The sequence below is a fragment of the Mesorhizobium sp. M0276 genome (genome assembly GCF_040321755.1).
In the GTDB taxonomy this organism is placed as follows: Bacteria; Pseudomonadota; Alphaproteobacteria; order Rhizobiales; family Rhizobiaceae; genus Mesorhizobium.
In genome coordinates this window covers 1-11,738 of record NZ_JAMYSC010000057.1, presented here as the reverse complement: position 1 = coordinate 11,738, position 11,738 = coordinate 1, and the positions used below count along the sequence as shown (strand labels likewise).

The 11,738-nt window shown below is 59.8% G+C and carries 12 protein-coding genes and 5 pseudogenes; 12 read left to right on the top strand and 5 right to left on the bottom strand.

The annotated features are described in order from the left end of the window. Positions 1 to 75: 75 nt before the first annotated feature. Positions 76 to 538 (bottom strand): annotated as a pseudogene (locus tag NKJ01_RS30035) (DDE-type integrase/transposase/recombinase); the annotation flags it as partial. A 32-nt stretch (positions 539 to 570) separates the two neighbouring features. Here NKJ01_RS30035 and NKJ01_RS30030 point away from each other — a divergent pair. The 7 genes and pseudogenes from NKJ01_RS30030 (at position 571) to NKJ01_RS30000 (ending at position 5,007) form a co-directional block, all read left to right on the top strand. Continuing rightward, positions 571 to 957: a replication protein RepA gene (locus NKJ01_RS30030; protein ID WP_352733700.1), complete on the top strand. Its 387-nt coding sequence runs from the start codon at positions 571 to 573 to the stop codon at positions 955 to 957. A 349-nt stretch (positions 958 to 1,306) separates the two neighbouring features. Further along, the gene (locus NKJ01_RS30025) at positions 1,307 to 1,840 is read left to right on the top strand and encodes a sprT domain-containing protein (protein WP_352733698.1); all 534 of its coding nucleotides are present in this window, start codon (positions 1,307 to 1,309) and stop codon (positions 1,838 to 1,840) included. A 430-nt stretch (positions 1,841 to 2,270) separates the two neighbouring features. Continuing rightward, the gene (locus tag NKJ01_RS30020) at positions 2,271 to 2,555 is read left to right on the top strand and encodes a hypothetical protein (protein WP_352733696.1); all 285 of its coding nucleotides are present in this window, start codon (positions 2,271 to 2,273) and stop codon (positions 2,553 to 2,555) included. Between the two features lie 224 nt (positions 2,556 to 2,779). Beyond that, positions 2,780 to 4,154, top strand: a pseudogene (locus NKJ01_RS30015) (IS30 family transposase). Continuing rightward, positions 4,151 to 4,354, top strand: a complete 204-nt coding sequence (locus NKJ01_RS30010; protein WP_352733694.1) for a hypothetical protein — start codon at positions 4,151 to 4,153, stop codon at positions 4,352 to 4,354. Before NKJ01_RS30015 ends, NKJ01_RS30010 begins: the two are co-directional and overlap by 4 nt. Before the next feature lie 47 nt (positions 4,355 to 4,401). Further along, positions 4,402 to 4,578, top strand: a pseudogene (locus tag NKJ01_RS30005) (type II toxin-antitoxin system RelE/ParE family toxin); the annotation flags it as partial. A 96-nt stretch (positions 4,579 to 4,674) separates the two neighbouring features. Beyond that, on the top strand, positions 4,675 to 5,007 hold the full coding sequence (locus NKJ01_RS30000; RefSeq protein WP_352733692.1) for a helix-turn-helix domain-containing protein: 333 nt from the start codon (positions 4,675 to 4,677) through the stop codon (positions 5,005 to 5,007). 189 nt (positions 5,008 to 5,196) lie between these two features. Here the strand turns inward: NKJ01_RS30000 and NKJ01_RS29995 are convergent, their stop codons facing one another. Together NKJ01_RS29995 and NKJ01_RS29990 are read right to left on the bottom strand one after the other, a co-directional pair. Further along, the gene (locus NKJ01_RS29995; protein ID WP_352733690.1) at positions 5,197 to 5,487 is read right to left on the bottom strand and encodes an I78 family peptidase inhibitor; all 291 of its coding nucleotides are present in this window, start codon (positions 5,485 to 5,487) and stop codon (positions 5,197 to 5,199) included. Beyond that, positions 5,477 to 6,664: pseudogene (locus tag NKJ01_RS29990) on the bottom strand (type IV secretory system conjugative DNA transfer family protein); the annotation flags it as partial. The gene NKJ01_RS29995 and the pseudogene NKJ01_RS29990, both read right to left, overlap by 11 nt. A 22-nt stretch (positions 6,665 to 6,686) precedes the next feature. On the opposite strand from NKJ01_RS29990, the gene NKJ01_RS29985 reads away from it, so the two are divergent. The 3 genes and pseudogenes from NKJ01_RS29985 to NKJ01_RS36545 form a co-directional block, all read left to right on the top strand. After that, entirely contained in the window at positions 6,687 to 6,935 is a 249-nt protein-coding gene (locus NKJ01_RS29985) for a DUF6118 family protein (RefSeq protein WP_352733688.1), read from the top strand. Continuing rightward, on the top strand, positions 6,859 to 7,434 hold the full coding sequence (locus NKJ01_RS29980) for a DUF6118 family protein (protein ID WP_352733687.1): 576 nt from the start codon (positions 6,859 to 6,861) through the stop codon (positions 7,432 to 7,434). Before NKJ01_RS29985 ends, NKJ01_RS29980 begins: the two co-directional genes overlap by 77 nt. A gap of 458 nt (positions 7,435 to 7,892) precedes the next feature. Beyond that, positions 7,893 to 8,028: pseudogene (locus NKJ01_RS36545) on the top strand (IS1634 family transposase N-terminal domain-related protein); the annotation flags it as partial. Positions 8,029 to 8,095: 67 nt separating this feature from the next. On the opposite strand, the gene NKJ01_RS29975 reads toward NKJ01_RS36545, so the two are convergent. After that, entirely contained in the window at positions 8,096 to 8,437 is a 342-nt protein-coding gene (locus tag NKJ01_RS29975) for a hypothetical protein (protein ID WP_352733685.1), read from the bottom strand. Between the two features lie 17 nt (positions 8,438 to 8,454). Between NKJ01_RS29975 and NKJ01_RS29970 the strand changes: the two genes are divergently transcribed. Next, positions 8,455 to 8,718 carry a hypothetical protein gene (locus NKJ01_RS29970; protein ID WP_023672835.1) on the top strand — a complete coding sequence of 88 codons (264 nt, stop codon included), beginning with the start codon at positions 8,455 to 8,457 and terminating at the stop codon, positions 8,716 to 8,718. Between the two features lie 54 nt (positions 8,719 to 8,772). On the opposite strand, the gene NKJ01_RS29965 is transcribed toward NKJ01_RS29970, so the two are convergent. Next, positions 8,773 to 10,356, bottom strand: a complete 1,584-nt coding sequence (locus NKJ01_RS29965; RefSeq protein ID WP_352733683.1) for a carbamoyltransferase C-terminal domain-containing protein — start codon at positions 10,354 to 10,356, stop codon at positions 8,773 to 8,775. A 471-nt stretch (positions 10,357 to 10,827) separates the two neighbouring features. Here NKJ01_RS29965 and NKJ01_RS29960 point away from each other — a divergent pair, with 471 nt between their 5' ends. Next, positions 10,828 to 11,562: a methyltransferase gene (locus tag NKJ01_RS29960; RefSeq protein ID WP_352733681.1), complete on the top strand. Its 735-nt coding sequence runs from the start codon at positions 10,828 to 10,830 to the stop codon at positions 11,560 to 11,562. The last annotated feature ends 176 nt before the right edge of the window (positions 11,563 to 11,738 follow it).

Below are 11,738 nucleotides of genomic sequence, written 5' to 3'. Positions count from 1 at the left end.
TTTAGCGCCGTGCGGCAACGTCGTTCCTCCGAGAACTGAACCGCACCGGGTTTTCCGGAGGCCGTTTCGTTTGAGTCACGCGGCCATGGCTGTGTCATCCAGCATGGCGTAGTAGCGTTCCTCGGCTTCGGCCGGCGGGATGTTGCCGATGGGCTCCAGCAGCCGGCGATTGTTGAACCAATCGACCCAATCGAGCTAGCGAACTCGACGGCTTCGAAGTTGCGCCATGGTCCGCGTCGATGGATCACCTCGGCCTTGTAAAGGCCGTTGATCGTTTCGGCGAGAGCATTGTCGTAGCTGTCGCCGACGCTGCCTACCGAAGGCTCGACGCCGGCCTCCGCCAGGCGCTCGGTGTATCTGATAGAGACGTATTGGGCGACCTCTATCGCTGTGATGGATGAGCCTGCCCCCCTGCACGGGCCGCCGATCATGGAGAGCTGTTCCAGAGCGTCCAGAACGAAGCTGGTTGCGCCGTCCGGCTCACCCACCAGCCGACGATCCTTCGCGCATAGGTGTCGATGACAAAGGCGACATAGACGGAGCAAGCTCAGACGCTCACGTGACGCGATCGTGCGGGCGCTGAAGAACTTACGGGCGCATGGCTTCCTCGACTGGCTGCGGCGCTACGTGCCGACCGGCAACGAGGGGCGCGGCCCCCAGGTGCAGCAGACGAGCAATGCCTATCGCCTGTCGCTCCCGGCTCGCGCCAGGCAGTTTCTTGGCCGCTTCGGCATGACCCCTCCCCCGCCCGACGATCACGTACAGGCCGAGGCCGAGCGCATGGCCGAGACCGAGGCGCACCGCGCAAGCCTTCCGATGGACGAACTGGCCCTGTTCGACGTGGGCGATAACCTCTTGGGACAGGCGCTTGCCCGCCTTGCGAGATCGATGAAACAACGTGAGTCCGCCAAGCAGACTGAATCCCCATCTGGTTTTATAAAAGATAGGAAAGAATAAGCGGACGCCGCTGTTCGGGCCGCTATCGCGTCCCTGCGGCGGTTCCGGCCCGCGTTAAGTGCGGGGCCGGCGCGGCACTCTCACAGCCAAAATTCAAACGCCCAGCTCACGGATAGGCCGCAATTCGCCTTGGAGAAAACAAGCGGTTAGGGCAGCGTGAACCCATGAAATAATGTAAACATGCCTGCATAAAAGCCCGGAGCAGGCTATTATTGTTTCGTACGATACAAAAAGAGGCCTCCATGTCTCCCGCCAATCCGACCGAAAAAGCTATGCCGCGCTACATCGAGCGTTCGATTTCTTCAACGATCTGCTGTTTGGTGGCGAGCTGCCGCCCTGCCTGGTGACCTTGCAGCGCAAGAACAAAAGCCTATGGCTATTTCGCCGGCAGCCGGTTCGGATCGAAGGACGGCACGGAGATCACCGACGAAATCGCATTGTATCCGTCACACTTCAAAAACCGCACCGACGAGCAAAGCCTTTCCACCCTCGCCATGAGATGACGCACCTTTGGCAGCACCATTTCGGCAAGCCCTCGCGGGCTGGCTACCACAACAAGGAATGGGCGGCGAAAATGCACGCGATCGGCCTGCATCCGTCCGACATCGGCCGCCCAGGTGGAAAGGAAACCGGGCAATCGTGCAGCCATTACATCATCGAGCGCGGCCCCTATGCCCGCGCTTTTGCCGAGCTGGCCGGGCAGTCAGACTTTTCCACCCTCTATATCGAGCTTTGGGACGACGCCGAGGCGCGGAAGAAGCGCAAGGCAAAGTCCGCCAGCAAAACCCGCTACACCTGCCCCTCATGTGATCAGCACGCTTGGGCAAAACTCGGCGCGAAGCTGATTTGCGGTGACTGCGACGAGCCGATGTCGGCCGATTAGGAGAGGATGCTTATATCTTATCAATGCATACATGCTTTCATGTTGTCACGAAAGCATGTATGCCTATATGATGCATGAAAAAGGATGCAAACATGATTACAGTAGCATTCTGCACACAAAAGGGCGGGACCGGGAAAACGACAATCGACCACGTCGCTTGCCGTCGCAGTTCACCTTGCCGGCAAGAAATCCGCGTTGCTCGACCTCGACCCACAGACGAACGCCGTCAATTGGTTTGACCGGCGGGAAGGAGAAGGGCCGGACGTTGCCTCGATCCAACCCGGCGCTATCCGCCGATCACTCGACGCCTATCGCAGCCTTGGCATGAATTGGGTGTTTATCGACACCCCCGGCAAGATGGACAGCGCCTCGACCGAAGCGGCCAAGCACGCTGACATGGTGCTGATCCCGACCCAGGCGGCTTCTCGACATGGCCGGCAACCCACCCACTTTCGTGGTGCTGAATCTCGTGCATCCGAACGCCGGAGGCCGGGCGGCCGATGATGCCGCCGCGATCGCGGAGCGATTCAATCTATCGGTCGCGCCCATCCATCTATCGCGCCTTAAAGCCTATGAGGACGCGCCGGCCTTGGGGCAAACGCCGCAGGAGCTGGAACCGCAAGGGCGCGCTGCTCAGGAAGTCGCCGGCCTGTTCACTTTCCTTTCAGAACAGGCAAGCATGATTGCAGGAACACATGAAAGGGTGAAAGCATGAGCCGCAAGCCTTCTCTTTTGGCGGCCGCCATCAAAACCGCAGAGCAACCAGAGGCCGCGCCAGAGGCCCCAACCCCTTCCGACACTCCGTTGGAGCCAAAGCGCCGCGCCCGCAGCTCACAGCCGGTCGGGAGCTATGTTGCGCCCTCGCGCGCGAACAAGGCGGCCAAAACGCACTAGGCGGATTCAAGCGGTCGTCGCAACACTCGGAAGTTGGAGGTTGCGATGAGCATTCGAAAGCGGCGATCGGCACGGTCTGGACGAGCGCCATTACCTTCACCAGGACGGCCACCTTTGGCGGGGCGCGATGAACAGATTAGATTCTGGCGGGCGATCGCCGCGGGGCTGAGCAGCGAAGATGCTGCGCTCGAAGCCGGAGTGTCGCAGCCTGTAGGAACCAGATGGTTCCGAAAGGCGGGCGGTATGCCACCAGCGATGTTCAGATCCTCGGCGAAGCCGCTCTCCGGGCGGTACCTGTCCTTGGTGGAGCGCGAAGACATCGCACTTCTCAGGGTACAGGGCTATTCCATCCAGGAGATTGGGCGCCGGCTCGGTCGGTCCGCCTCGACAATTTGCCGTGAACTGCGGCGCAACGCGGCCACCCGCAGCGGCGGGGTGGAGTATCGGGCGACGACTGCCCAGTGGCATGCGGATCGATCGGCCCGTCGGCCCAAGCCGACCAAGCTTGCGTTCAACACAACCTTGCGCACTTATGTGGAGGAGAGACTTGCTGGCGTTGTCGTGGCCCCGAGCGACGCTCCCGTTCATGGTCCCACCGTTCCGTGGAAGGGCCGCCGGCATGGCCCGCGAAAGGATCGGCGATGGGGCCAGGGCCTGGAGCCCTGAGCAGATTGCCCGCCGCTTGACGATCGACTTCCCGGACGACAAGACGATGCGCATCAGCCACGAAGCCCTCTATCAGGCCCTCTTCGTTCAGGGCCGCGGAGTGCTGCGCCGCGAGCTGACGGCCTGCCTGCGAACGGGGCGTGTGCTGCGGGTCCCCAGGGCCCGCGTACGCAGTCGAGGTAAGAGCTTTGTCTTGCCGGAGGTCATGATCAGTCAACGCCCCGCCGAAGCGGCTGATCGCGCGGTGCCGGGTCACTGGGAGGGAGACCTCATCCTCGGTCTTGGCAGCTCGGCGATCGGCACGCTGGTTGAACGTACGACACGCTTCACGATGCTGCTGCATCTTCCCCGGCTCGCGGGGCATGGCGAAGCTCCGCGCGCGAAGAACGGGCCTGCGCTCGCTGGACATGGAGCTGAAGCTGTCCGCGACGCAATTACGCGCACCATCATCACCTTGCCCGAAGAACTACGCCGTTCGCTGACCTGGGATCAGGGAGCCGAAATGGCCCAGCACGATCGTCTCACGATCGATGCGGGCGTCCAGGTCTTCTTCTGCGATCCGCCAAGCCCATGGCAGCGCGGCACCAACGAGAACACCAATGGGCTGCTGCGTCAGTACTTCCCGAAAGGCACCGACCTGAGCATCCACAGCGCCGACGAGATCGCCGCCGTGGCAGCGGCCCTTAATGCCCGGCCGAGAAAGACCCTGGGTTGGAAAACGCCGGCAGAGGCGCTTGACGAGTTGCTGCCATGAGTGAACACAATCGCTGTTGCGACGACCGCTTGAATCCGCCCTACCTGCCGCCTGCACATTGGGAGACGCTGGAAGAAATCAGCTTCCGGACTCGCGATCCCCAGGGGAAGCGGATTCCGCAGGAGCGGCTTGTTGCCGAGGCCCTAAACCTGCTTTTCGTGAAATACAATTATCCGCAGGTGCGCGAAGGCGGGGATTGAAACTATAACAATATGCACTATAGTTTGTCGTGTTGCAGCGAGGTTCCGTGCGGATTTTCTTGACCAGAGGGGTAGTGCGGTTCGCTCGCAGGCAACGGGTTGCCGACGATAGCTTGAGTGAGGCGATCGAGCGGGCCGAGCGCGGCACGATCGACGCCGATCTTGGCGGCGGCCTCATCAAGCAGCGCGTGGCGCGGCCCGGACAAGGGCGCTCTGGCGGGTTTTGGAGGCCCTGCGCACTATCGGGGCGAACTGGCTTGCTGCATCGAGCGAGCTGGTCGGGCAAGCCATTGAGGACGGTGATTTGAAGGAGATCGAGCATGACGACGACGAAGCCTAGCCGCCTTGCGCGCGAAATTGCGGAAATGGCGAGCGCGCAGCATCGCCTCGGGATCATGGACGAGGCGATCTATGAGAAGATCACGGCGCGGCACCTTAGAGAGAAGGCCCTGCCGACCGAAACGCCGATTACGGGTGCGGAGGTGCGGGCCGTGCGCGAGCGGGCACACCTTAGCCAAGCTGCGTTCGGACGTTATCTCAATGTGACGCCCGGCTATGTGTCTCAGCTCGAGCGTGGCGAGGCACAGGCCAAGGGGCCGGCGCTGGCCTTGTTGAACGTCATTCGCCGGCGAGGCATTGAGGCGCTGCATTAATAGAGCGGTGAAAACATGCTTGCAGGCAAGCATGTAACCATCAGCCCCCGGCCGTCCCTACGGCCCCAGATTGAGAGAGCGGGCCGGCCGGGGGCTAGTCGTCGCGCAAGCGACCCGCCCGAGGCGAACGCGCCCCAAATAGCGCCGTAGAGAGCCGCACTCAGAAGTCCCGGCGCTAGCCGGGCCGCGCTATCCGCAAACTGCCCGCACGATCCGGCCGGTTGCGGGTTCGGGTTCGACGGTGAGACGCGCGTTGCTGTAATTTTGGATGACGGGTTGACCTGGTGCGATCTGGCGCACGATAGCGGCCCCGGTCAGCCGCTTGGCGTCGTCGTCCGTTAACCTGGGCCGGCCGACGAGGCGTTGTGCTGCCTCGGGATTGCAGATGCCCGTTTCGGCCGTGACTGTAGGGGCTGGGGCCGGAGTGCAGGCCGTCAGCGCCAGAGCGACAAGGGCAGGTGACAGGCCCTTAAGCAGCATCGAACAGCCCCCTGAATTCGGGATCGGCGTAATAGGCGAGCTTGCCGGCGACGATCGGGCGTTGCCCGGCGAGGAACAGCAGCTCGATGCCTTGGTGCAGGTTGCGGACCTCATCGGGCGTCAGCAGCGGGCGGCCGACATGCTGTTCGCCGTAGGAGATCCCCGTCTTTTCGGCATCGAGGGCGCGGCCCATGCTTTCAAAGACGACGGTCGATTGCCCGAGCATGTCGGAGACGAGGCGCGCGCTTTCGTGATCGTTGACGCCGAAGACCTGTAGGACGCCGGCATTCGACAGGAAGGTGCCGGCGCGCTGCCCATAGGTGGCGCGGAGCTGGTGAACGTCTTGCAGGATCGGCCAGAGCTGGACGCCGTAGCCGGCCATGAGGCCCATGGCGCGCTTGACCGGGGCCAGATGGCCGAGGGAGGCGAACTCATCCAGCAGGTAGAGGACCGGCACTGCGAGCTTGCCAGGCGTGCGGGCCATTTCGGTCAGGCTTTGGGTGATGAGCAGGCGTAGCCAGCGCGAATAGGTCGAGAGCCGATCGGGCGGCAGCACGAGGAACACGGTTCCGTTGCGGCTCTTGAGATCGGCAAAGCGGAAGTCGGTTCGGCCGAGCACGCGGGCCATGCGTGGGCTGTCGAGGAAATGGGTATGGCGCTGCGCCGCCGAGAGGACGCCGGCTGCCTCGCGGTCGGATTTGCCCAGGTGCCGATTGGCGGCGCGGGCGACCAGGCCGCCGACGGCCGTCGAGTCCTGCTTGTCCTTCAGTAGGCCGGAGAATGCTTCAGGAGCCAGCGTCAGGCTTTCCCGCAGGGTGATGAGGGTTCGCCGGCTGGCAGGCTCGTGCGCGACGATATGGAGGATTATGCCACCGATGAGGGCTTTGGCTTCCTCGTTCCAATGCGCCTCGCCGGCCATGCCCGGTTCGTCATAGACCAGGGCGTCGGCCAAGGTGCTGGCGTCTTCGGCCACGTCGAGGCCGTTGGGGTCGAGCCCTTCCAGCGGATTGAATGCGGCCAGTGGTTCGGCCGTAGCGCCGAAGAGATCGAAGACATGGACCGGCCCAAATTTGTGGCGAGCACGGCCGGCGATCCTGGCATTCTCACCCTTGGGATCGATGCAGATCACGGAGCGGTCAGCCGTCAGCAGATTTGGAATGATGGTTCCGACGCCAGGGGATGGAACGATAGGAGACGCCATGACGGACAACGACGACAGGAGAGGATTCGAGCCGAAGGCATCACCCGACGACGCCGTCGATCCCGCCCAAGCGTTCGAGGCGTTGCGGCAGACGGTCGAAGACCTCGCCGGCGATCTCACGCGGGAAATGACCACGATCCGCAAGGGCGTGGAAGCGGCGTTCGAGGAGTTTGAGCGATCTCCAGCAGCCGACCGAATACGGCCCGGACCTGGGCCGCATCGTCCAGCAGCTCGCCGTTGTCGGTGAACACCTAAAGGCGGTCGAGCAGTCGCCTATTCTCAAGCGCGGCGCGGAGCATTATGCGGCAATGCTCGAGCGCTGCGGCGAGAGCCCGGTCCGCACGGCCGCACAGCAGCTCGAGCGCCAGGCAACCGACCTCGAGCGCACGGCCAACAATCTCGCCCGTCATGTCGCCGACGCGCGCGAGCGCCAGCAACAGGATCGTTGGTTATGGGGCGTGGGAGCTGCCGCCTTGATCTGCGGCGTGCTGTTGACGCTGTTCGCCCCGCGTATACTCCCCGGATCGACGGATATGGCCGTGGCCTCAACCGTCATGAACGCGGAGCGCTGGCAAGCCGGAATCTTCCTGATGCAGTCAGGAAACCCCGGAGGCTGGCGCAGCATTGTCGATGCCAGCAACCTCGTGCGCACCAATCAGGAGGCGCTTGCTGCGTGCGCTGAAGCGGTCGCCAAGGGGAAGAAGGATCAGAAATGCACGATCACTGTTTCAGCGCTGAAACAGTGATCGGGGCCGCAGAAAATTGGATCGGCGGGCAAGGGCATGATCTGCTCGGGCCGCAGTGATCCCCGCGCCTTGGGACACGATGGCCCGTGGTTTTTGCGTGTCCGATCGATCCCGTTGATCGTTTGATCACCGTAGAACGACAAATCTTTCACCAACCAGCAAATCGCCTATTGTTTGTGCGTAGTCAGCGAGAAAATGCCAATTCCTGCGTTGATAGACGGATGATTAGCGCAAAGCATCCCGGTGACTGATGTCCGATTTGTCTGACCGGATGCATCATCCGGCGACTTGCTCCAAGCCCGACTTGAACATTAGCGGCGGAACAAGCTGGCAACTGGCTCTGTAAGCTTTCGATTTTTTGATGCGGGTGTTCTTCGTGCAGGATTTGTAGTGAAAACATCTATCGGTTACTTATTATTTTGATTGATCTTTAGTGATTCTCACTGCGCAATCCCGGCATGTTCGTCGTGGAGAAAGCGCGCGAGGCCATCGCTACCTATATCTCGCCGAAAGCGTGCGCGAGGGCGGCCGGGTGCGCCGCGGCTGATCCGGCCGCTGGGACGGAAGGATCAGCTGCAGGCCAGCGGCGAGCTCCTCACCGAGCTGCGCGACAAGAGCTGGGCATGCTACGCCGTCGACATCCAGCAGGAGATCCAAAACCTCAATGCCCCGATCGATTAAACGAAATCAGCAGCGATGACCTCGCAGGAACCCCTAAACAACCCACGGCACCGAATACGCGCACTTTCTGGCGACCGCTAACAAACGCCAGGATCACGCCCCTGCAGGAGGCAAGCGCATCACCACCCGAACCCACGTGAAAGGCCAAGTCGGGTCCGTCTTCCAGGCCGCCGGCGTCGCCCTGCCGCAAAACATCCGCGAACAGGCCGTTTGAGCGGCGGCCAAAACCCGCAAAATGTAGTGCAAACACCCGTTCGCGCGCCTGCAACGCATTGAACCACAGCGCTTTTAGAATCTCACTGTTGAAGTGAAGTAGGGCCAAGGACCGGGGGGGGGTCCATGAGGCCGATCCGCCGAAGCGAAGATCTCGAGCTGTTCGGGCGTCAGCCTGGCGTGCAGCGCGGCGATCGCCTCCTTCAGCTTGCCGGCCGACACCGCGCGTCTGGTGATGTCGTCGGCCAGCTTTTCCTGGAAGGCGAGGGGATCGCGCGGTGGGTGGTTGGCGTTGCCATCGGGGCCAAGCTTTCCGGCATCGGGGCCGGCCGCGCCGGGACTACCCGAGCCATGATCGGGCCATGGCGGCGTCAGCGTTGCCTGTTATAGTCCGCGCCAGGCGTCGAGTTGCGCGGCCCTGATCCCGATGCGGGTCTGCCGGATCTACGCCGCACGGCGTGCCGTCTTGAGGAGATAAAAAGCATCGTTGATAACAAATCCGTCGAGACCTGTGGCCCGGGCATACGTCAGCAAATCGCTTGCACGATTGATGAAGCCGGTGCCATTGAAGTTCAGTGACGTGTTGCAAAGAACACCGACCCCGCTTCTCGCCTTGAACGAGGTCAGCAGCTGAAAGAGGCGCGAGTTCTGCTCCCGAGAAACTGTCTGGGCCCGTGCTGTTCCATCGACATGCGTGACGGCTTTCAACCTGCTATCGAGAACTTTCTGGAAAAAAAGCATGTACGGCGACGGGCGTGCCAAGTCGAAGTGGAGCGCGACGTCCTGCTCCAGGCAAACCGGTGCGATCGGGCGGAAACCCTCCCGGTTCTTGATGCAGTTTAAGCGCTCATGGGTTTCTTTTGAGAAAGGCGCGGCGAGAATTGACCGGTTGCCGAGCGCCCGTGGCCCGATTTCGCAATTCCCCTGTACCCAGCCGATAACCTTATCGTCGAGCAACGCCGAGACAACTTGGCCGTAGTCCAGCGGATGGACCTCTAGTTCGGTCTGGTCGAGCTCGTCAAATATGAAAGGCTGGCCTGAATAGACGTTCCATTTGATTTTAGCATTGCCGGTGAAATGCCGCATCGCGTCGACTGCGGTCCCGATTGCCGAGCCCGCATCATTTGTGCATGGAGAAATGAATACATCGGAAAAAAGGTTTGTTTCGACCCATCGGCGGTTCCACTCACAATTTAACCCGCACCCGCCGGCAATCAGCAGCGGGAATCCCTTTGTCAGGTTCTTTTTCGCAAAGGTGTAGAACGAATCGAAGATGGCGTCCGAAAATCGCTTGGCCAGGGTGGTGAACTTCTGATGGGTTACGCCAATATTGTAGTAGGGCGAATTCCGCAATTCCTCCTTGCTCAGCCACTGCGTAATATGGTCGCGCGGAAGCAAGAAGTCGATCAGAGCCTGCTCGTCCAGGTCGGGCTTTCCGGTCTGCCCGTAGGCGCAAAGCGCCATTACTTTACCAGGGTCTTCATAGCGCAATCGTCCTTTAGGCAATGTGAATTTCGGATCTGCCAGCGCATAGAGGAAAGAATATTTGTCGCCAGGGCCCGGCATCACTTTTCCTAAATGCACGACCTGCAGGCGCTCATCAATTTCGTAGAAATCGCCGAGCACCCCTTCCCAGATCAGCACATAGCAGGCCATTCCAGCGGGAAATGGCGACATGCCGTAGGCGCCCCAGAGGTGGGAGCGCTCGTGCGTAGAGGAATAGAAATGCACCCTCGTGCCGAAGATTGTCTTCTCACCGACAATCTCCGATCCTGCGGCTATCCCGCAGTAGTCTGCCGCGTCGGAGACGTGGCGCGCGAATCCTGTCCTCTCCCACCCACCGACAGCAAACACATCCGGAATGGCGTCCAGCCTGCCAGCGGCGTCGAGGACCGTCGTCGGGGTGATCGTCGAAAATCTGGGGAAGCTATCCTTCTCAGCCTCGTATGAATAGATGAGTTCTGCTGATGATGCATCCAGTACTGCAATCGTGCCATCATGGTGCGGTTTGAAAGAAATTATCCTCATGCGTCAAACTCCTACGAATGAAGGCCAAACTATACGGGTTAAGACAAGATTTTCTTTCTAGACCACAAATCCATAGCACATCTTTCCATCTTGATAAAAAAGTTGTATTAAGATACGATCCTGAATATGAAGCGTATATTTGAAACATAACAGGAAGATTTCTATTAATTGACAATTTCAAATTCTTTTGCCTCTGACTCAAAGGGGAAGCGTTTCGAATATCCTGTTGCACGCGTGCTTCACGCGCAGCTTTTGCCTCTGTTAAGAGCCTGAATCAAAAAGGTGGGAGCAAAATCATGGCTTTGGCATTTGGCCTTGGGAGCGCTCGCATGTGAGCGACGAGAATCTAACGGCTTCGAACCAGGTCTGAATTTAGTTTCGGTTCAATCAGCAACTACTAATTGTTGTAGGTGCAACTGGAGAAATCTGACTTTAAGTTGAGCGCCGCAACAGCTTCAGGATACACAAACGATGGTGTCTCGCCCCACAACGCCCGCTTCTGACTCTCTCCGGCCCGATTACAAGTCCAAAAGCTGGAACGGCATTTCTGTCTACTATACCGATAACCTAGATGGTGGTGGGCTCGATTTTGCTGACGATTACCTCGACCTTTTCAATTGCTTCAAAGACAGATCTCGCTTTCAGCGTATGTTTGAATGGTGTAGTGGTCCTGGATTTATTGGGTATTCGATGTTGGCTAACAATATTTGCAAGAGTCTGTGTCTTGCCGATTTTTATCAGCCTGCCATTGATGCCGCACAATATACTACCCGCACGAATAATATCGAAGATCGTGTGACAATTTATCAGGGAGACGGTCTTCTGGCATTGCCAGAGTGGGAGAAATTTGACCTCGTCGTTGGCAATCCGCCCCACTATGTTGAGCGCAATATGGCTGAGTACAGCATTAACATGGAGCCGCGTATATATGTTGACGACAAGTGGCTTTTGCATCGTGAATTTTTTTCGGGAATACGCAAGCATCTTGAGCGTGATGGCCTCATAGTTTTGTTTGAAAATGGCAAGGGCTCACATATCGATACTTTCAGACCTATGATCGAATCGTCGGGGCTTAAGATATCCGGATGGCAGTGGTCGCGGCGATTTAACGCCCTATACTGGTATCTATTCATCATGCGCGATGATTCGAAAGCGCAGTTGCAGATACGCACTCAGGGCAACGATTCTGAACTAAGATTGGCGTGACAGGCTGCCCTTCCCAAATCATCTGTTCGAGTGGCGACTGCAGCGACCCAGGCCGGGACGAACTCTTCGATCACCGTCACCGCGCGCTCGCCGCCAGGTGCAGCGCGCCAAGCCGTAAGCACGCTTGAGGCATGAGATGTCGGCCTCGATGCCGGCACGGAAGTTGCGCAGCTTGC